General features: G+C 38.7%; 18 protein-coding genes and 2 riboswitches. Of the genes, 7 read left to right on the top strand and 11 right to left on the bottom strand.

Annotation, left to right across the window (positions count from 1 at the left end; genetic code table 11):
- Positions 1–27: 27 nt before the first annotated feature.
- Positions 28–813, bottom strand: a complete 786-nt coding sequence (locus tag H0185_RS03990) for a response regulator transcription factor (protein ID WP_221871409.1) — start codon at positions 811–813, stop codon at positions 28–30.
- A 1-nt stretch (position 814) separates the two neighbouring features.
- The gene (locus H0185_RS03985; RefSeq protein WP_221871407.1) at positions 815–2,560 is read right to left on the bottom strand and encodes a sensor histidine kinase; all 1,746 of its coding nucleotides are present in this window, start codon (positions 2,558–2,560) and stop codon (positions 815–817) included.
- 315 nt (positions 2,561–2,875) lie between these two features.
- A riboswitch (Lysine riboswitch) is annotated at positions 2,876–3,055 on the top strand.
- Positions 3,056–3,181: 126 nt separating this feature from the next.
- Here H0185_RS03985 and dapA point away from each other — a divergent pair.
- Together dapA and trhA are read left to right on the top strand one after the other, a co-directional pair.
- Positions 3,182–4,078, top strand: coding sequence for a 4-hydroxy-tetrahydrodipicolinate synthase (gene dapA / locus H0185_RS03980; RefSeq protein WP_221871890.1), 897 nt, complete (start codon positions 3,182–3,184; stop codon positions 4,076–4,078).
- 280 nt (positions 4,079–4,358) lie between these two features.
- Positions 4,359–4,997, top strand: coding sequence for a PAQR family membrane homeostasis protein TrhA (trhA, locus tag H0185_RS03975; protein ID WP_221871405.1), 639 nt, complete (start codon positions 4,359–4,361; stop codon positions 4,995–4,997).
- Between the two features lie 81 nt (positions 4,998–5,078).
- Here the strand turns inward: trhA and H0185_RS03970 are convergent, their stop codons facing one another.
- A complete protein-coding gene (locus H0185_RS03970) occupies positions 5,079–6,032 on the bottom strand; it encodes a nucleoside hydrolase (RefSeq protein WP_221871403.1) in 954 nt (317 codons plus the stop codon).
- Positions 6,033–6,266: 234 nt separating this feature from the next.
- On the opposite strand from H0185_RS03970, the gene H0185_RS03965 reads away from it, so the two are divergent.
- Positions 6,267–6,422 (top strand): hypothetical protein, encoded by a 156-nt coding sequence (locus H0185_RS03965; RefSeq protein ID WP_221871401.1) that lies wholly within the window; start codon positions 6,267–6,269, stop codon positions 6,420–6,422.
- Positions 6,423–6,480: 58 nt separating this feature from the next.
- Here the strand turns inward: H0185_RS03965 and H0185_RS24215 are convergent, their stop codons facing one another.
- The 7 genes from H0185_RS24215 to H0185_RS03935 form a co-directional block, all read right to left on the bottom strand.
- Positions 6,481–6,606, bottom strand: coding sequence for a hypothetical protein (locus H0185_RS24215; RefSeq protein ID WP_281427543.1), 126 nt, complete (start codon positions 6,604–6,606; stop codon positions 6,481–6,483).
- A gap of 9 nt (positions 6,607–6,615) precedes the next feature.
- The gene (locus tag H0185_RS03960) at positions 6,616–9,036 is read right to left on the bottom strand and encodes a heavy metal translocating P-type ATPase (RefSeq protein WP_221871888.1); all 2,421 of its coding nucleotides are present in this window, start codon (positions 9,034–9,036) and stop codon (positions 6,616–6,618) included.
- An 89-nt stretch (positions 9,037–9,125) separates the two neighbouring features.
- A complete protein-coding gene (gene copZ, locus H0185_RS03955; RefSeq protein ID WP_221871399.1) occupies positions 9,126–9,332 on the bottom strand; it encodes a copper chaperone CopZ in 207 nt (68 codons plus the stop codon).
- A 22-nt stretch (positions 9,333–9,354) separates the two neighbouring features.
- A complete protein-coding gene (locus H0185_RS03950) occupies positions 9,355–9,702 on the bottom strand; it encodes a metal-sensitive transcriptional regulator (protein WP_221871397.1) in 348 nt (115 codons plus the stop codon).
- Between the two features lie 188 nt (positions 9,703–9,890).
- Positions 9,891–10,511: a DUF421 domain-containing protein gene (locus H0185_RS03945; protein ID WP_221871395.1), complete on the bottom strand. Its 621-nt coding sequence runs from the start codon at positions 10,509–10,511 to the stop codon at positions 9,891–9,893.
- Between the two features lie 161 nt (positions 10,512–10,672).
- Complete coding sequence (locus H0185_RS03940) at positions 10,673–13,042, bottom strand: penicillin acylase family protein (RefSeq protein ID WP_221871393.1); 2,370 nt, start codon at positions 13,040–13,042, stop codon at positions 10,673–10,675.
- 154 nt (positions 13,043–13,196) lie between these two features.
- Positions 13,197–14,204 carry an NADP-dependent oxidoreductase gene (locus H0185_RS03935; protein ID WP_221871391.1) on the bottom strand — a complete coding sequence of 336 codons (1,008 nt, stop codon included), beginning with the start codon at positions 14,202–14,204 and terminating at the stop codon, positions 13,197–13,199.
- A gap of 173 nt (positions 14,205–14,377) precedes the next feature.
- Positions 14,378–14,463, top strand: a riboswitch (cyclic di-GMP riboswitch).
- Positions 14,464–14,593: 130 nt separating this feature from the next.
- On the opposite strand from H0185_RS03935, the gene H0185_RS03930 reads away from it, so the two are divergent.
- Positions 14,594–14,731 (top strand): hypothetical protein, encoded by a 138-nt coding sequence (locus tag H0185_RS03930; protein WP_221871389.1) that lies wholly within the window; start codon positions 14,594–14,596, stop codon positions 14,729–14,731.
- A gap of 232 nt (positions 14,732–14,963) precedes the next feature.
- On the opposite strand, the gene pepF is transcribed toward H0185_RS03930, so the two are convergent.
- A complete protein-coding gene (gene pepF, locus H0185_RS03925; RefSeq protein WP_221871387.1) occupies positions 14,964–16,751 on the bottom strand; it encodes an oligoendopeptidase F in 1,788 nt (595 codons plus the stop codon).
- A gap of 120 nt (positions 16,752–16,871) precedes the next feature.
- Between pepF and H0185_RS03920 the strand changes: the two genes are divergently transcribed.
- The 3 genes from H0185_RS03920 to H0185_RS03910 all read left to right on the top strand — a co-directional run bounded on the left by H0185_RS03920 (position 16,872) and on the right by H0185_RS03910 (position 19,938).
- Positions 16,872–17,678 (top strand): hypothetical protein, encoded by an 807-nt coding sequence (locus H0185_RS03920; RefSeq protein WP_221871386.1) that lies wholly within the window; start codon positions 16,872–16,874, stop codon positions 17,676–17,678.
- A gap of 230 nt (positions 17,679–17,908) precedes the next feature.
- The gene (locus H0185_RS03915; protein ID WP_221871384.1) at positions 17,909–19,345 is read left to right on the top strand and encodes a carbon starvation CstA family protein; all 1,437 of its coding nucleotides are present in this window, start codon (positions 17,909–17,911) and stop codon (positions 19,343–19,345) included.
- Positions 19,346–19,467: 122 nt separating this feature from the next.
- Entirely contained in the window at positions 19,468–19,938 is a 471-nt protein-coding gene (locus H0185_RS03910) for a YndM family protein (protein ID WP_221871382.1), read from the top strand.
- Positions 19,939–19,946 lie beyond the last annotated feature (8 nt).

Genomic DNA, 19,946 nt, shown 5'->3' with positions numbered 1-19,946 from the left:
GCAAAGAGCGAACTTCTTTTGCTAAATTCACAAAGGAATAACACGATTTAGCTTTCTATAGGCGCTAGGAGTTATGCCCTCCAACTCCTTGAAAATTTTTATAAAATATTTTGCCGTTTTATAGCCAGATTCTTCAGCAATTTCATTGATTGGGAGTGTGGTTGAGATGACTAATTCCTTGGCCCGTTGAATCCTCCGTCTCGTCAAATATTCACTAAAGGTCAACTCCACTTGCTCCTTAAATAAAACACTAAAATAACTTGGGTTTAAATGTACGTGAGCCGCAACGTCCTTTTGGTTGATATCATCTTTTAAATGTTGATCAATATAAATCATTGCTTCACGTATGGTATCTCGAGTCGATTCTCTCTTCGTTGTGGCATGAATTATTTTGTCATCCACAACCTTTTCAATAATTCCCGCTCTTTCCTGTTTCTCCAGAACAAGAATGGCTTCCTCTACTGCTTCGATTAACTTCTTTTTACCTATCGGCTTCAAGAGATAGTTAACTACCCCTAACCGCAAAGCCTCTTGGGCATACTCGAACTCAGAATAAGCAGAAATGACAATTACAACGGGAGACATATTCTTTTCTTTGAGGAGATTGACGAGCTTTAACCCAGTAATTTCAGGCATTCTAATATCAGTAAGCATAATATGAATTCGCTTATTCTTAATGATTTCAAGTGCCTCGTCACCGTTGGCAGCAGTGAGAATTGAATAAGAACCGTCATTCCAATTTTCCAAGGTTTTCTGAAGACCTTGTCTTGTTTTATGCTCATCATCAACAATTAAGATATTTTTTGCAATCAAGCTATTCTCCCCCATCTATAGGAATTACAAATGATATTTGCGTTCCTTTTTGTATTTCGCTAGTTATTGAAAGTTCTGTATCTCTATATTCTTGATAATAGAGCTTAAGACGCTTATAGACATTAGAAATAGCCATCCCTTTCCCACTCCCATTGAGTGGAAGTGTCTCCCCGGTTTTCATAGCCTTTAGAATAGAATTCAATTTTTCCTCGTCCATCCCTGGCCCATCATCTTTAACAGAAATCATTATTGTTTGCTCATCAGCCTTTTCAACTGCAACGGAGATTTGACATTGTCCTAGTTTATTGCCTGCACCATGTAGGATGGCGTTCTCGACTAATGGTTGAATTATTAGCTTCGGTATCCTAACAAACTGGTATTCTTGTGGGACATCAATCCTGCATAATAGTCGATCTCCAAACCGCATTTCCATAATATCCATATAATCTTCAATATGTTTCATCTCATCTTTGATAAAAACCCATTCGTCATCTGTTTCCTTTGTAATCGTATAGCGAAATAGATCAGACATTGCTAATACACGCTCAGACAATTCTTCCTCGTTCTTCTCCTCAAGAGACCAATGAAGAGCACTCAAAGTATTAAACAAGAAATGTGGATTTATTTGTGCTTGAAGTGCTTTTAATTCGCTTCTATTACGCAATATTTCTTTTTGGTAAACCATTTGAATTAAATGATTTGTTTCCTTCACGAGCTGATTATAAGTGCTATTAAGTTCATTCACCTCATAAACAGAAGTCGTACTAGGATTAGAAGGCAAAGATCCATCACCGGCCCTCTGCATTGTTTTCGTCAGTTTAACAATTGGGCTTGTGATAACTGTCGAAAGGAAAAAGGAACTAATCGTAAAAATAATTAAGCCTGCAATTCCTGATAAAATAATTCCCGTCCTGATTCCTGTAATGCCGTCAGTGAGCGCGCTAACGGGCGTTAAAAGAAGTACTGTCCAACCTGTAGTTTTGGAGGATTGTTTGGTCACCATATAATCCTTTTCATTTAGTTGAACGCTTGACTGACCGCTATTAATGATAGCGCTTATATCACCGTGGAAATTGGAGACGATAGGTTGATTATCATAATTTAACAGGATGGAGTACTGGTTGGTTTCATCTGTTAAGTCTTTATTCGTAAATTGAAAATGTTCACGGTAAATACTAATCAAGAGATAGCCGCCATTATGGTATTGCCTTTCCATTAAATTGACTCTACGAAGTGCAAGGAAAATATTTTTATCATTTGGATCCTGCCCTACCCAAACTAAACGTCCCTTTGCCTTGTCCGCTTGATCAATCCAACTTTTATCAATTCTATTTAATAGATTTTCTTCATCTAAAGGAAGCAAGCGATTTTGATTATTTGCAAATAGTTGAAAAGAAAAAACTCCATCCGAGTTTGCAGTAATAATATTGGTAAAAGTCATTAATTTTTGACGGTCATGAAAGGTTATTTCTTTCCCGTCGAATTGCTTTGTTAGGAGTTCTTGGACCCCAGTGTTTGTAATCACAAGCTTGGACGCCATATTTATTTGTTCATATAACGATTCAAATCTTCCGTTTGCTTCAATGGCAACTTGTTGAATCTGTTTTTCAGCATTATTTTTTAATAATGAAGAAACTTGATTTAAAGTTGTAAGGCTGACAATCAGTAGAACAATCACCATTACAAGAATAAAGATAAATAAAATCTGGTTGCGTAAAGTATTCCATTTTCTTAATTGACTGAACATACCGATAGCGCCTTTCTATTAATAAGTTATTAATTTATAATTATAGTATAACTTGTTTTATGAAAGCGCGAATAATTTTTGAATTTTCATATTTTAGAAGTTGTTATCTCTTGCCTTCCAAAAGATAATCTACCGAACAAATGTGTACTCCTTAAAGGAATTAGGAAATAATTAAGGATGACTCAGTCCCTAATATGCAGTCATCTACCCCTTTAAAATTCTAATGTATAAGAATTCTGGAAATTCCCTTGATATTTAGGCTCAATTCTGTTATATTACAGATAATTACATATTTTCTTATTTCAATCATTTTGAAGTGAGGATAGAGGTGCAAAAACCAAGAGTAAGCAATTTGAGGATAATGGGGTCCGAAGATAATTGTCGAAAGGGGGATTTGCCGAAGCTTCAAGAATCTCATTTTTCTTGAAGTTGGTTCTGTTATTGAATAAATGCAGAACTGTCATATAGGAAACTATATGGAGGGCTATCTTACGCACAGAAGCGATATCTACTAGATTGTTTCTACTGCAACAGCGTACCCTCGTTGTTGCTTTTTTGCGTTTACCCTTGAGGTCCTTCTCCACGAATAGAAAATTTATGAAAAGGATGAGGAGAATTATGATAAATTTAGGCCAAGTTTTAACAGCAATGGTGACTCCATTGGATCAAAATGGAGATATTGATTTTGATGCAACTAGGAATTTAGTGAACCATTTAATTCAAAATGGAACAGATGGAATTGTGGTCGCAGGTACAACAGGTGAATCCCCTACACTAACAACAGAGGAAAAGATTTCGTTATTTACATATGTTGTCGAAGTGGTCGAGGGAAGAATCCCTGTCATCGCGGGAACTGGTTCGAATAATACTAGAGCCTCGATAAGCTTAACAAAAGAAGCTGAAAAAGCTGGTGTAGATGGTATTATGCTCGTCACTCCTTATTATAACAAGCCCTCACAAGAAGGGTTGTATCAGCATTTTAAATCCATTGCAGATGCCACTTCCCTACCTGTTATGCTTTACAATATTCCCGGTCGAAGCGTTGTGAACTTATCTGTTGATACCGTTGTTCAACTTTCGCAGATTGACAATATAGTTTGCATTAAAGAGGCAAGCGGCGACCTAGATGCAATGGCTGAAATCATCAGTAGGACACCGAGTGATTTCTATTTATATAGTGGTGATGATAGTATGACGTTACCAGTGTTATCAATTGGCGGTACTGGTGTCGTTTCCGTTGCCTCCCACATTATCGGAAATGAAATGCAAGAAATGATCACGAACTTTAAAAACGGAAAGATTCAAGCTGCGGCATTTACACACCGTACCCTTCTTCCGACGATTAAAGCCTTGTTTACAGCACCTAGTCCAGCACCAGTAAAAGCTGCCTTGAATATGAACGGAGTTGCAGTTGGCGGCGTTCGCTTACCGATGGTTCCACTCACGGAAGAACAACAAACAATGTTAAAAGAATTTGTCGGTCCGATAAGAAACCAAGAAGGCATGTTTACTTCTTAATAGTAGCAACCAATAGCCTGTTACACTCGTCATCAAAGACCTGTGTAACAGGCTATTTTCATGTTGTATCTCCATTCATTTTTTCGAAATTCATTTACATTGCTGACGGTTATGAGAGATCTAACCATGACAGACGTCACTAGCAAAGGCAATAATAAAGGAATATAATGAGACCATTCATTAACTTTTACTGTGTAGAAGCACATAAACGCTTAAGTAACAAATGCTAAACATTCTTAAGTTCTGCTTGTTTAGCATGTTTAGAAAGGATTGATAACTCTTGGCAACTACTCATGTATTTACAAAAGAAGAAGAACTATCAAACTCAATTACACATGGCATCGGTGCACTTCTTAGTATTGCGGCGCTTGTGATTTTAATTGTTTTCGCCTCACTCTATGGGACAGCCTGGCATGTTGTCAGCTTCACTTTATTTGGAGTGACGATGGTTCTTTTATATACCTCTTCCACCTTAGTTCATGCGCTGCGTCCCGGACGAGCAAAAGACTTCTTCGAAATAATGGATCATTCGTCCATTTATTTCTTTATTGCTGGAACCTATACACCTTTTTTATTTCTCGCTGTAGAAGGTTGGGTAGGTTGGACATTATTTGGGGTTGTCTGGGGCATGGCTATCGGCGGAACCATTTTTAAATCATTTTTCGTAAAGAAATTTCTCTTTACTTCAACAATCCTTTATGTGGTGATGGGCTGGTTAATCGTCTTTGCATGGAGTGATCTAGCTACCAATTTGCACCCCACTGCCTTGCTACTATTAGCTCTCGGGGGAATTCTGTATACAGTTGGAGCAATTTTTTATATGTGGAAACTATTCAAACACCATCATGCCGTTTGGCATTTGTTCGTATTAGGTGGAACAGTCTGTCACTTCTTTGCCGTTCTCTACCTTCTCCCCTAAAAAGAAATTTTAATAACAAATGAAAATGCCCTGAGCTAACTGTCTCGGGGCATTTCTCTTTCCCTAAGGTAAGCTAAGCATTTAATACCTCGGAATCCTTCTTGTCATGATATTCATAAAGTCATTGGCAAAAGCTTGATAATTAAAATCTACCGCAATCCGGTCCAGTGTTTCAGGTGGTTCATCATCAGGCTTTACCCGAAAATCCGCAATCGTCCTTCCTCTTGATAGCTCAGATGTATCGACTCTAACTCGCCGTGAAATAAAGTGAAAATATTGAGGGCTCACCATCGCAAAGAGTGTAACTGAATCATGCATCGGGGAACCATTAAGACCAGGAATCAAATCCTTGTAAGCTTCATTATAAAAATCAATAATTGGTTTGATTAGTGACGAAAAAGGGTTCGATTGATATGCTGCAATTGTATCAATCATTTGTGGGGTTACAATTGCACGGTTGGTTATATTCAGAGGGATAATACTTATGTTTTTTCCCTTCTCCAAAACAAGGTCTGTCGCAATTGGGTCTCCATGAAAATTCGCCTCTGCCACCCCTGTTACATTTCCAGGGTAGTTAAAAGCACCACCCATCAGGTAAATCTCCTTCACTGACTGTAGCAGTTCAGCACCAGACAAGATAAATGAGGCAGCTAGGGAAGTAGACCTTCCTGTATCAACAATGCTCAAATCCCCTTTGTGTTTTTCTATCAATTCATGCACGGCACTAAACCGTTGGACATTTGTGACTAAATTTTCGGGCGGTCGGATTGGACCTAGACCGTCTTCACCGTGGATTTCAGGATAATAGGTGACTACCTCTCCAGAGAACGGGCCGGTGGCTCCTCTAATAACTGGTATATCTGGTCGCCCAGCTAACTGTAATAGATAGGTTGCATTCGCTGTCGCTTGTTTCTCATCAACATTTCCATAACCCGTTACGACCCCAATTAAGTCGATTTGCGGATGTAATAGTGCATAAATTATCCCAATAGCATCATCAATTCCAGGGTCACCGAAAAGCAATACCTTTTTCATGCCTTCTCTCCTTAAAACGTATTTGACCTTTGTATGAATATATTATTTGTGCAAACAAACTAAGTGAATGTCCAAACTTGTTTTTACTGAAAAACAAAAAATTTAAATACGAAAAATGAAAAGGACCAAATGATCAACTACAATTTTAAGGGGATGATTTCACTCAGAAAATAAGTGAATTTCTGTCACTTGAGCATACTACTAGTGATCCTTTAGAAAGCGAGTTGAAAAAACATGTCAAAACAAGGCCGGCAACATCATAATCAAACAAGAGAACAAATTGAGAAGCAAGACCATCGAAATGATATTGAATTAGGAACTGAATTTCAAGTTGGAAATTCTTCTTCACAAAGTCAGAAAAAAAGTGGGCGTCAAGTAAACAAAAAATAACCTCAATCTGAGGTTATTTTTTGTTGTTTTCATTTTGCAAAGCGCACCCTAAAAGATATTATTCTTCCTCCCCATGTTGATGTGTAGGAGTATCATGCTGTAAAGCTACCGAATAGATTCCATACCCAGCCATAACGAACAACAAATACACAATTGCTGCAATCGTCCATTTTTTCACCATCATGAACTCTCCTTATAGTTTTACTTTCTGTAATCGTAAGGCATTCAAGACAACTGAAACAGAACTGAAGGCCATTGCGGCCCCGGCGAGCCAAGGGGCAAGAAATCCTAATGCGGCAATAGGAATACCTAGAGTGTTATATCCGAACGCCCAGAATAAGTTTTGTTTGATATTTTGAATCGTCTTCTTGCTCATGAATATCGCATCGGCAATACTGTTCAGATCACCACGAATCAGAGTGATATCGGCGGCCTCCATGGCTACATCTGTACCTGTTCCGATGGCCATCCCAATGTCCGCAACAGCAAGGGCAGGAGCATCATTGATTCCATCGCCGACCATCGCAACCTTTTTCCCTTGTGCCTGCAATTTCTTCACTTCGTCTGCTTTTCCTTCTGGAAGTACCTCGGCAATCACATGGTCAATGCCAACCTCTGCAGCAATCGCTTTTGCAGTTTGCTGATTATCCCCTGTAATCATGATAACCTCAAGACCCATTTCTTTCATTCGCTTTACAGCTGCTTTGGATGTTTCTTTAATGGTATCAGCAACAGCAACAATTCCGGAAAACTCTCCATCAAAGGCGACCAACATGGCCGTTTTCCCTTCACGCTCAAGTGCGTCCAAGCTCTTTAGGACATTTGTAGTCTCCACATGATACTTGTTCATCAGTTTTTTTGTACCAACTAATAACTCTATTCCATCTACTGTAGCTTTTATTCCATAACCAGGTATTGACTCAAATGTCTGGACATCTTTTAGGGGAATTTGCTTATCTGTAATTCCTGCAACAATGGCTTCGGCAAGTGGATGCTCTGATTGCTTTTCTGCGGAGCCAACGAGTGCAAGGAACTCTGCTTCCTCAAACGAACCTGCTACCAGCACATCCGTTAAAACTGGTTTCCCATTTGTCACAGTACCAGTCTTATCTAAAATAACGGCTTCAATCCGATGAGTCATTTCCAAATGCTCTCCACCTTTAAATAGAATGCCGAATTCCGCTGAACGACCAGAACCTGCCATAATCGATGTTGGTGTTGCAAGTCCCAACGCACACGGACAGGCAATAACTAACACAGCTATCATTTTTTCTAATGAATTAGCAAAATCTCCAGGTACTACCCAGAGGTACCATACTAAAAATGTGACTATAGCAATCCCAACAACAATCGGAACGAATACTCCAGATATTTGGTCTGCAAGTCGCTGAATGGGTGCCTTTGAACCTTGTGCCTCTTCAACCACTTTAATGATTTGGGCAAGTGCAGTATCCCTGCCCACCTTCGTTGCCTCAATCTTTAAAAAGCCATTTTTGTTAATCGTCGAACCAATCACTTCATTACCAGGCTTTTTATCAACAGGAACACTTTCCCCTGTTAACATGGATTCGTCGATTGCTGTTTGCCCTTCGACAATCACGCCATCAACTGGGATTTTTTCACCAGGCTTAACATGGACAATATCCCCGACAACTACTTTTTCAAGGGATACCTCTTGTTCGATTCCATTTCTTTCGATAATCGCTGTTTTCGCCTGCAATCCCATTAATTTCTTAATCGCTTCTGAAGAACGGCCTTTTGCTTTCGCCTCAAATAATTTACCTAATAAAATCAACGTTATCAGAATAGCACTTGTTTCATAATAGAGCTCAACCATATGGGCATTCGATCCAATGGAAGCAATCGATAAATACAGACTGTAGAAATAGGCAGCAGAAGTCCCTAGTGCCACAAGTACATCCATGTTTGCACTTCTATTTTTCAATGCTTTATAGGCGCCAATATAAAATTGCTTTCCTATCACAAATTGAACAGGTGTGGCTAATGCAAATTGAACCCATGGGTTTAGGAACATATCAGGAACATATATAAAGGAAGTAAACGAAAAATGTCCAACCATCGCCCATAGCAACGGCAGCGAAAGAATGGTCGAAAAGATAAACTTTCCTGTTTGTTTTTCAATTTCCAACTGGCGATAATCTGCCGTCTCTTGGTTATTGTCCTCTTCCTTAATATGGGCTCCATATCCTAATGCCTCTACCTTTTTAATAATATCTCCTTTTGAAACTAAGGAAGGATTATATTCAACTGTTGCCCTTTCAAGAGCAAGATTGACGTTAGCGGTCGAAACTCCTGCTAACTTATTTAATCCCTTTTCAACCCTAGTTGAGCAGGCAGCACAAGTCATTCCAGTAATTTCAAATTCAGATTTCTCCGTAACGACATCATAACCAAGGTCCTTCACCTTTTGTTCTAAAGCCGTTACATTTGTCACCGATGGGTCATATTTAATAGAGGAACGTTCCAAAGCCAAATTGACTGTGGCTTCTTCTACCCCTTCCACTTTTTTTAAACCTTTTTCAATTCTGACCGCACAAGCCGCACAGGTCATGCCAGTAATTTGTATGGTAGTTTCCTTTGCATTGTTACTCATCATTTCATCCCCTTATACCTATGCAGGGTATATAGATTTGTAAAAAGGAACGTGCTAAGCAATTAGCACGCGTTTATATTTTCTTAAAGTTAAGCTACGTCATATCCTTGATCATCGATTGTTTCTTTTATTTTATCAAGAGTGACAACTCCATTATTAAACTCAACTTCTACGGTAGCAGCATCAAGATTTACTTGAACAGAATTCACACCTTCTAGAGCACCTACGCTCCCCTCAACTGCTTTAACACAATGCCCACAGGACATGCCAGTTACATTTAAAGTTACTTTTTCCATATTTAAAATCTCCTCTCATTATTTATTTTTTCATTAATTTTTGGATTGTTACTAGAAGTTCATCCACAACCTCATCGTCACCCTCTTGGATACGTTCGACCACACAACTTTTCAAATGGCCCTCCAATAGAATCTTTGCTACACTGTTTAACGCTGCTTGCGTTGCGGATATCTGGGTAATGACATCATCACAATAAGTATCCTTTTCAATCATTCCTTTTATTCCACGTATCTGCCCTTCAATACGATTCAATCTGGTAATCATATTGCCTTTTAGTTTATCTGAATGGTGACTTTTACGTTCAGAATGTTCGGAATGACAGCTTTCATCACAGGAATCCAAATCCACTTTAGGATCAATGATTTCCATTACACCACCTCCTAATAACAATCATATTACTATACCCCTCTATAGTATGTAAAGTGATTAAAACTGTTATTCAAAAATTGTTCACATAAAGAGTTATAGGTACAGAAATTGCAGAATTCGAAATAGAGAGGACGTCGGTCATGTAACAAAATAAAAAGCTACCAATCCAAAAGGCAGCTTATTCACCGTTATTGTAAATGTTTAGGCGGTACATCCTCATTATGCGCGTTTCGATCAACTTTAGTAAATAGATTTTGGCTATTCATTGACTGACTTTGTTGCGGGAGAGTTGGGAGTAGCAGTAACTCCTTAATTTGCTGGATATCTTGTTGCAGCGCATGGAATTGTTTATATGTAACAGGTTGTGCTTCCTGTTTTAATGTATACCCTACCTGCCCATTAGGTTCTAGAGTAGCGTACTGAACATCACTTATTCTGGTCACGTTTTGTTGCCTTAAATTCATTTCCAACTGATCGACTGTAAACCGTAGTTTCCGTAAGTTTTTTTCATTAATTTGTCCATTTTCTATTAGTATTTTGGACTTACCTGTAATAAGTTTTTCTATTGCATCAGATTTAACTTGGGCCAATTCCATTAAAAATAGGGTAATAACAAGAACCGCACCCACACTAAGAGTTGTCCAGATATTTTCACCTGCTACTGGTTGAATTAACAATGACCCAATCCCGACCATGATAACTGTTTGCGCTAGTGTCATCTGCGAAATGGATTTCCGCCCTGCAACTCGTAACAAGAAGGTTCCACCAACTACAATGATGATTGCTTTCCAAATCCAATCCAAATCCATTTTCATTCCCTCTTTTCTTTAATGAATCCGATTATTACTAAATTAGAAAAAAAACAGGAGCAAGCGAACGATAAATCCGTTTGTATTTTTTCCTAAAAAAGTAAAAATATGAGTACACCTCAAGTAATAAAAAAAGCGATGGAAAGCCATCGCTTTTCTTGTTACTGAGGAATTAATGTCAATTCTTCTCCCTCAGATCCGTTTAGACTAGTTTGATGATACTTCCCCTCTACCCATTCCTCGAACTGATTATCATACCATTTACTTTTCACTTGACCGGATTGTCCTGGTCCGACTATATGATAACCTGTTGAAAGGTCACTAATATCAATAACAAACCTCCACGACGCTCCATGGTTAACCGTGCCGTCCTTTGTTGAGACTGCAGCTTGCACGGTTACACTACTTCCTCCTGTTGGGATTCCTCCCTTTGAATTAAATAAATACTGCAACGGTGATACACTTGAGAGAGGATGATTAAATCGAACCTGATGAAAATCGCCCCACTTCCAATCCTCGATTTTATCTCCTGCAGCCTTTTCAATTTCATTTAATGCTAAACTCAAAGACTCCTTTAATACCACTTCAATTCCACCTGATTGGTTCATCCACGGACCAGAATCTCCACCTAGAGCATTTCTAATTAGCTCATCGACCACTTGCTTTTGGCCTTGAAATAATTTTAAAGTTTCTCCAGGAATCTTTTCTTGGAAAAGGACTTCTGGAATCTTTGTCATCCAAATATTAAAAATGAGTGGCGCTGCTGAATCTTTTAAATCCATATAATCCCAGTCTCTTAATGTAGCCAAGGCTTGTTTCTGCTTCTCATCCGAGGTATCTTCGAGGACAGCTAGAAATTTTGGGACAAATTCTTGAGCCTGGAGATTTTTTTGGTCCATCTGGAGAGATTGCATATCTTGTACTGTGAACTTTTCTTTTGTCTGCAAAACCTCCTGAATCCTCATCTGACGAAATGGCTGTGCCCAGTGGTTGCTAATATGATATGGATAGTCATCAGAAATGACTTTGTTATTTGCTGTTGAAATAAAGCCCTCCTTCGGATTCACGACCCGAGGGAGTTCATCAAATGGAATATATCCTGTCCACTCATGCTCATCATTCCATCCAGGGACCGGTAGTAGTCCATTGCCTTTGCGAATCGGAATTTTCCCATTAGCTTTATACGCAATTGTTCCATCCTCTGCAGCAAAAACAAAGTTTTGTGCGGGTGTTTCAAATTTCTCTAGTGCTGCTTCAAACTCGTCCCAATTACTTGCTTTGTTCATATTTAAAATTGCTTCAAGCTCTGCCGAGGGTTCTAATGCTGTCCACTTTAAACTCAATACGGTGTTTTCCCCAATGTCTCCCGCAAACTCTGATAAAACCGGACCATGACGCGTTATGGTTACGCCATAATCAATAGTCTTTCCGTCTTTCACTTTAATTGGCTCCCTAACAACAGTTGCTTCTTCCCACTTGTCCAAATATAAAAATTCATTACTCTTTTCAGGATTTTTCTTTTCAATATATAAATCTTGGACATCTGGACCTGTATTTGTCACACCCCAGGCTATCTTTTCGTTATGCCCTAGAATGATTCCCGGGATCCCCGCAAAGATGACACCGCTTACATTTACCTCTGGAGCTTCTAAATGCATTTGATACCAAATTGAGGGTGTAGCTAAACCAAGATGAGGGTCATCAGCAAGTAATGGTTTACCCGATGCGGTTTTGTCTCCACTTACTACCCAGTTATTGCTCCCATTGAATTCATGTGGAATGACGGCACTTGCAAAGCTCTTTTCAATATCCAGCTCTGCTTTGCTAATTATATATGGCGCACCCTCTGGGTAAGTTGGAAACAGATCATAGGCTTCCTCTTCCGAAAAGTTCTGAAGTAAATACTGTCTAAACGCTTGATTCTCCCAATGCCCACCTAAATCATGGGCCATATACTTTCCGATGGTTAACGAATCTACTGGGGACCATGGTTCAGGTTTATACCCAAGTATCGTAAACTCTACTGGCCACTTATTACTTTCTTGCAATTCTTCCATATATAAATTGACTCCATCTGCAAACCAACCAAGAACCTTTTTACCAGACTCTGTATATTGGTCATAGGATGCCTCAGCTGCTCTTCTTAAGCCAAGTGTTCGAAAAAACTTATCATTATTAACAGTGGATTCCCCAATCACCTCTGATAGCTGACCAGATGCCTGCCTCCTACTTAGGTCCATTTGAAATAACCGGTCCTGCGCTTGTATATAGCCTTGAGCTATATATAAATCCTGTTCATTTTCAGCTTTTAGATGCGGAACTCCTGAAGAGTCCCGAATCACTTGTACAGGCGCACTCAATCCAGCAAGCGCAATTTCACCTGTCGTTTTTGGTAATCCTTTTGAAAGAAACAAATTTCCACCGATAAGAACGGCCACTAGGAGTAGCACTAGTACCATCACCGACCAAAGAGCAATCTTTTTCCCACGATGTTTCCTTCGTTGATTTTGCTTTGGTACAACAGTTTCCATGAATTCCACCACTTTCGCCTCTTATTATTCTGAATTTTAATTATTTTCTACACAAATTCTATATATCCTCTTTTTTACTCCATCAAACCAAGATCATAATAAAAACCCCCACATCACTGTGGAGGTTAGTCTGTATCACAATCGCATTCATTTTTTATTCTTCGGAAACTCTCACTAGCTGTTTGCCAGTATTTTCACCTCGGAATAATCCTAGGAAAGCTTCTACGGTATGATCAAAACCTTCAACGATATTCTCACGGTAGGTGATTTTTCCTTCTTTCACCCATTTTGATAGATTTGTTAACCCTTCTTTGTTATGCTCAGCAAAGTCACTTACAATGAACCCCTTCATCAGTGAACTAGTTTTTAATAATTTATCCATTACTCTAGGACCCATTTCTGGTTTTTCAAGATTATATTGAGAAATCTGGCCACAGATAATTGTCCTTGATTGGAAGTTTATCAGTTTCATCACATCATCTGTTACGCTTCCGCCGACATTATCAAAATAAATATCAACTCCATTTGGGCAGGCCTCTTTTAGGGATTCAAACAAGTCTGGGGTTGTTTTATAGTTGATTGCTGCATCAAAACCTAATTCTTTTGATAAAAACTCACATTTCTCTTCTGAACCTGCAATTCCGACCACTCTGCACCCTTTTAATCTTGCTATTTGACCGACTATGGTCCCAACAGCTCCAGATGCTCCCGAAATGACAACCGTTTCTCCTTCCTTAGGCTTCCCGATATGGAGCAAACCAAAATAAGCGGTCAATCCAGGCATTCCTAACACATGTAAAGCAGTTGATACCGGTGCTAGTTCCGGATTGAGCCTCCGGATATTGCTCCCATCCGATAAATTATACTCCGCCCATTCTAGCCGGCCTTCTACAAAACTATTGACTTTAAACCTAGGGTTCTTAGATGCTGTTACTTTTCCCACGATTCCACCAATAATAGGTTCCCCTACTTTATAAGGCTCAGCATAGGATTTCGCATCAGACATACGCCCACGCATATATGGGTCTACAGAAAGATAGACGGTACGGATTAATACCTCTCCGTCCTCAAGCTCTGGAATACTACTTTCAATAAATTTGAAGTTCTCTTCACTTGGCATGCCAACTGGTCTGCTAGCTAATAATATTTTTCTGTTTGTCATAGAAATTCCCCCAAAAGTAAAAATGTAAAGGACTAGTTACAACCCCTTACTCTTATATTCCATACTCATTCCCTTATTCCTTGAAAAAAATAAATAATCATAGATATAGAGATTTTTATTGAAACTACTATAATCAAAGTGTTATAATCTAATTAAATGTATGATCTATATAAATTTGATAAAGGCAAACCCATTGAAAAGTGGAGACGCAAAGCTATAGGGGCTAAAGTATAAGATACCACGCCAGCCAGCTACCGAATTAGATGGAAGTGACTAATCGGAATCCGAATAGTCATTTTTAATTTAGTAAACATCAGGCTACAAAAAAAACTGAATCTAATTGGTAACAAGGGTGACCTTATACTTCCCATACAAATGAGGAGGTAACCATGAGTAATTTGGAAATCTTAAGTCTAATTGAGCGACTTGGTCAATTGTTTACAGATTACAAAAATTGTAAGGATCCAAAAGTTAAAGAAGAGATTTATCGAGATATTCAGGTAATCGGAAAAGCAATTGATGTATGAAAACTGACAAACCAATACAATATGAAATCTATAGGAAAGGAGATTATCTCCTTTTCTATTTGTTTTTATATAGGGGTTTTCTACAACGTGAGCTTTTTCATACCCCACTTTTAAAAAGTATTGGTGTTTTTAATTTATACTCTTAAAGCAAATAAACATTAGGGGTGTCACCCTGTCACCTCACTGACAACCCTAATGTTTATTTCTGTTCACTCAATTATTCTATATAACACTACTGTTGTGCTAACTCATCTACTAACTCTGTGAATCGCTCCAATGCGTTCTCAATCGGTTCAGGAGTTGATAAATCAACACCAGTCTTCTTTAACAACTCAAGCGGGTAATCAGAGCTTCCACTTTTTAAGAATTCTAGATACGCCGTTAATGTTTTATTATCGCCTTCAAGGATCTTGGTGGCTAAATGAATGGCAGAGGCAAATCCAGTCGCATATTTATATACATAAAATGGTCGATAAAAATGCGGTATCCTAGACCAACCGTATTTTACCTCATCATCAAACACAATCTCATTCCCATTGTACTCCCTAAATAACTTCTCATATGTTTGACTAAACACATCCACGTTAAGCGGGACTCCTTTTTCCGCGAGCTCGTGTGTAGTCTTTTCAAATTCAGCAAACATCACTTGGGTAAAGAAAGTCCCTTTAAACTGGTCAATAAAATGGTTCAATAAGTGTTTGCGAATGTCCGGATCTTTTTCCGTTTTTAATAAGTAATTAATTAGTAAAACCTCATTCACCGTTGAGGCAACTTCTGCTACAAAAATGCTGTAACGAGCGGTAATTTGCGGCTGATGTTTTGAACTGAGCCAGCTATGAACACCATGTCCACATTCATGAACCAAGGTAAATAAACTATCCAAATCATCTTGGTGGTTTAACAAAATGTATGGATGAACCCCGTACACCCCAAGATTATAAGCTCCAGAGCGCTTCCCCGGCGTTTCACGAACATCAAGATAGCGCCCCTCCTTAAAGGTATCTAGGATTTGAATATACTCCTTACCAAGTGGCTCTAAGGCTTTGCGCATTGTTTCAAATGCTTCCTCATATGAAATTACCTGTTTTACACCACTAACTAGCGGAACGCTTAAGTCATATTGATGAAGTTCCTCGAGACCAAGCTTCTCCTTACGAATCTTCGTGTACTGATGCATTGGCCCAATATTTTCTTTTGTAGTACGAATTAGATTCTCATACACTTCCTTTGGAACTTTATCACCGAATAGTCCTTTTTCAAGCGCGGAAGGATATTGCCTTAATCTTGCAGTTGTTACATTGTTTTTTATGGCTGCTGAAAGTGTTGAAGCTATAGTATTCTTTAACTGGAGGTAAGGTTTGTAATACGCCTTATAAGCCTCCTTCCGCTTTTCTCGGTCTTCATCTTCAATTAACTTTGAATACATTCCCCTTGTCAGCTCAATCTTCTCGCCATTTTCTCCAGTAACTTCACCAAACTTGATATCAGCATTATTAATCATCCCAAAGGTATGACCTGGAACGGAAAGCGCCTCCCCTAATTGAGAAAGCACAGCTTCTTGCTCTTTGCTTAGCACATGTGCTTTATATCGGAAAGACTCTAGTAAATCTTCTCCAAAATACTTTAACCCTTTTTCTGCTTCTATGTATCCTTTAAGAGTCGCTTCTTCAAGTCCTAGTAAAAATGGCATAAAAAACGAGGTCGCTGCACTAATTTTGACACTTAATTGCTTTGCGCGTTCTAAATACGCTTGTGGATCTGTTTCGCGCGTGTTCTCATCCACTTTCAGCATTGCGTATGCATAAAGTTTTCCGAATAAAAACGACAACTCTTCACTAAGCTTTAAATACTGATACAAACTTTGTCCATCGTTAATATTGCCATCATACTTCTTTAGAGAATCTGTCATTGCTTCAATTTTACGATAATCCTCTTCCCATTGATTTAAATCTGAATAAATATCAGCTAAATTCCATTTTTCCTGTTCAGGTACTTCGTTTCTTTCTGTGAACGTTGGCATTGAAACACTCCTTTGTGTAAAATTACTATATTCTAGATTATATTCTAAAGAACCTATGCTAAAACCTTCAAATAAAAAGATTAGTTGGTGTAGAATAGATGCTTGAAAGGAAGTGTAAATATGGCGATTACGTTGCCACATATTGAAGATTTAAATCGCACAGCTTATCTCCCTCCGCAAGGTGATTATGAAACCTTCACAGATGACGAACATTATGCAACCAAGCTTAAAGAGTGGGGGTTATCTTCAAGTAAAGGACAATTTTGGTATAAAGAAAAAGACCATCAAAGATTAGTTTCTATCAAAGGGTACCAAGTATACGGAGAAACAGATGATTACAATACCATTATTATTGAATTTCAAGATGGGAACCTTAGCTGCATCCATCCAGCTTATTTAAAAGAAATGCAATCCTCAGGCTTTGGAAAAAACTCGATTATCAATACGACTATTAAAACACCCGAGTCTGTAGACGATCAAAAGCAAGAAGGTACGCAGCAAAAAGAAAAGAAAACTGCCAAGCCTCCTATAAAAGCGGCACCTGTAAGTTCGAGCAAACTAAAAAAGAAAGATACGAAAGAAAAGGCAGCTAAAATTGATTTACCTGAAGAAAAGGTACATTTCACAGCTAAGGTTAAGCAATTCGGCCTTACTTGGAATCACTTTAACGAAGACAATGATGAAGTGATAGTCTTGGAGGATGTTATCATTCAACAAGATCCGCCCCTTGAAATTGGACTCGCCTGGTGTGCTCACTCAAAAACATTAAAGAAGCACGAGCTTACCCCAGGTGAATCACTAGAGTTCGATGGAAAAATGGTTAAAAAGAAATTAGCAAAAGGAAAAGACATTGAAGATGAAGCGTTCATCGTCGATGAGCCTGTTGCTTATAAAGTAAACAACCCCTCGAAAATTAAAAAAGGCTAGAAAGAACTTCCCCACGTTCTTTCTAGCTTTTTTATTTTTCATGCACCCTCTCTGAATATCGATATTTCTACTATCATAACTACCTTATAAAAGCATATTCCCCTATGTAATCGCTTAACTTTTTTGAAATAATATTTTTTTCTGAAAATATATTGATTTTGTTATTCTAAAATTGTAAAATTACCTCAATCTAAAATTTTCTGACAATATAATCAGGGGGTACATACATCATGATTACTTTTTTAGGGGCTATTTTATTATTAGTAGCTGGTTATTTTATTTATGGAAAGATAGTTGACCGCATCTTTGGTGTTGATGATCGAATTCCAACTCCGGCCTATAAAAACCAAGACGGGTTGGATTACGTTCCTATGAGTTGGTGGAAAGGCAGTTTAATTCAGTTATTGAACATCGCTGGTCTAGGTCCGATTTTCGGAGCCATCTCAGGTGCGCTTTATGGACCTGTTGCTTTCTTTTGGATAGTAATCGGCTGTATTTTTGCTGGTGCTGTTCATGATTATTTTTCAGGCATGATGTCCTTACGCCATAATGGCGAACAATTCCCAGCCCTTGTAGGTCGTTATTTAGGACAAAATGTTAAAAAATTCATCAATTTCATTTCAATCATTTTAATGATTTTAGTAGCTGCGGCCTTCACAGCTGGTCCAGCGCAGCTAATTTCAAGCCTGACTCCATTGAGTTTTATTAGTTCATTAGTGGTCGTTTTTATTTATTTTTTGGTGGCAGCTGTATTGCCAGTTAATAAAATTATTGGGAAAATTTATCCAGTGTTTGGGGCAATTCTCATCTTTATGGCCGTTTCCATAGCCGTCGCATTAATGTTTAGTGGGAAACAAATTCCAAACTTAACCTTGGCTAATCTGCACCCTGGTGATCTGCCAGTTTGGCCATTGTTAATGGTTACTATCTCGTGCGGAGCGATATCCGGTTTTCACTCAACCCAAAGCCCGATTGTGGCTAGAACATTGAAGAAAGAGTCTGAAGGACGCAAAGTATTTTTCGGAGCGATGATTGGAGAGGGTATCATCGCCATGGTGTGGGCAGCTGCTGGGATGACCTTTTTTGGTGGAACCGGTGGCCTACAGGAAGCGATTGCCGCTGGTGGTCCTGCAGGAGCAGTCAATGAAATCTCCCAAAGTTTGCTTGGATCACTCGGTGGTGTATTAGCAATTCTTGGTGTCATCATTCTTCCAATCACCACTGGAGACACCGCTCTTCGGTCCTCGCGGATGATGTTGTCCGACATGCTTTCCTCTGTAATGAATATGGACGGGAAATGGAAGGTGTCAATTGTCACTTTATCTGTTGCGGTACCGACCTTTTACCTTTCTACAATTGACTATACGTTTCTTTGGAGATATGTTGGCTGGACGAATCAACTTGTTGCTACCGTTATGCTTTGGACCGGTGCGATTTACTTACTAAAGAACAGGAAATTCCATTGGATTTGCGCACTTCCTGCCTTATTTATGACAGCTGTTGTTTCAACTTATATTTTTTATGCTCCGGAAGGATTCCAACTAAGCTATAGAATTTCCATGATTATTGGCTCAATTCTAACTACAATCATACTTGGCTGGTATGTTTTACGCATCATTTCGTTTAAACAAAAGGACAAAAACGACTACGCCAAGCAAGCTGCATAATTCAAACGAACGAGACATTGGATCTCGTTCGTTTTTAATTTGAACTGTTCCCAGATACTACTAACGTACCTTTTGAATATTAACAGTGAAATCAAACAAGCTATTGTTAAAGGGGGTTCTATATGAAGCATTTAACAGCAATGGCCATTAAGTTTGTGTCCACCCTTGTATTATTGTATGTCATTCTAGGCCTATTCTTTGGAATGTCGTTTATAAACGTGTTTCTAATAACCTTAGTTCTTGGTGTGATTTCGTATCTCCTAGGAGATATGCTCATCTTGCCAAAAACAAATAATACAATCGCTACCATTGCCGATTTCGGTCTAGCGTTTCCACTTATATGGCTGATGACCTTGAGTATGACCACCGGGGTTCGTACCTTTGGGGTATCATTAATTGCAGCCATTGGGCTTACACTATTCGAGGCCTTTTTTCATCAGTATCTTAAAAGGAATATTGTCGATTCAAACGATGACGTTAAAATCAATCGTCGAAGTCTCCCACAGCTACAATACTCAGCTGAAAATGCAGAGGAATTTACTCCAGTAAAACCTGATGTAAGAAGCCAAGATGATGATAATACCAAGGACTAGTCACATAT

This window comes from Mesobacillus maritimus, from assembly GCF_019749255.1.
Classification (GTDB): domain Bacteria; phylum Bacillota; class Bacilli; order Bacillales; family Cytobacillaceae; genus Mesobacillus_B; species Mesobacillus_B maritimus_A.
The sequence above is the reverse complement of the archived record's forward strand: the minus strand, read 5'-3'. Positions and strand labels throughout refer to the sequence as shown.

Coding starts and splice junctions, on each gene's coding strand:
- H0185_RS03985 (WP_221871407.1), bottom strand. CDS start 2,560: ATGTTCAGTCAATTAAGAAAATGGAATACTTTACGCAACCAGATTTTA.
- H0185_RS03970 (WP_221871403.1), bottom strand. CDS start 6,032: ATGAAAAAGGTATTGCTTTTCGGTGACCCTGGAATTGATGATGCTATT.
- H0185_RS03965 (WP_221871401.1), top strand. CDS start 6,267: ATGTCAAAACAAGGCCGGCAACATCATAATCAAACAAGAGAACAAATT.
- H0185_RS24215 (WP_281427543.1), bottom strand. CDS start 6,606: ATGATGGTGAAAAAATGGACGATTGCAGCAATTGTGTATTTGTTGTTC.
- H0185_RS03960 (WP_221871888.1), bottom strand. CDS start 9,036: ATGAGTAACAATGCAAAGGAAACTACCATACAAATTACTGGCATGACC.
- copZ (WP_221871399.1), bottom strand. CDS start 9,332: ATGGAAAAAGTAACTTTAAATGTAACTGGCATGTCCTGTGGGCATTGT.
- H0185_RS03950 (WP_221871397.1), bottom strand. CDS start 9,702: ATGGAAATCATTGATCCTAAAGTGGATTTGGATTCCTGTGATGAAAGC.
- H0185_RS03945 (WP_221871395.1), bottom strand. CDS start 10,511: ATGGATTTGGATTGGATTTGGAAAGCAATCATCATTGTAGTTGGTGGA.
- H0185_RS03940 (WP_221871393.1), bottom strand. CDS start 13,042: ATGGAAACTGTTGTACCAAAGCAAAATCAACGAAGGAAACATCGTGGG.
- H0185_RS03935 (WP_221871391.1), bottom strand. CDS start 14,204: ATGACAAACAGAAAAATATTATTAGCTAGCAGACCAGTTGGCATGCCA.
- H0185_RS03930 (WP_221871389.1), top strand. CDS start 14,594: ATGAGTAATTTGGAAATCTTAAGTCTAATTGAGCGACTTGGTCAATTG.
- pepF (WP_221871387.1), bottom strand. CDS start 16,751: ATGCCAACGTTCACAGAAAGAAACGAAGTACCTGAACAGGAAAAATGG.
- H0185_RS03920 (WP_221871386.1), top strand. CDS start 16,872: ATGGCGATTACGTTGCCACATATTGAAGATTTAAATCGCACAGCTTAT.
- H0185_RS03915 (WP_221871384.1), top strand. CDS start 17,909: ATGATTACTTTTTTAGGGGCTATTTTATTATTAGTAGCTGGTTATTTT.
- H0185_RS03910 (WP_221871382.1), top strand. CDS start 19,468: ATGAAGCATTTAACAGCAATGGCCATTAAGTTTGTGTCCACCCTTGTA.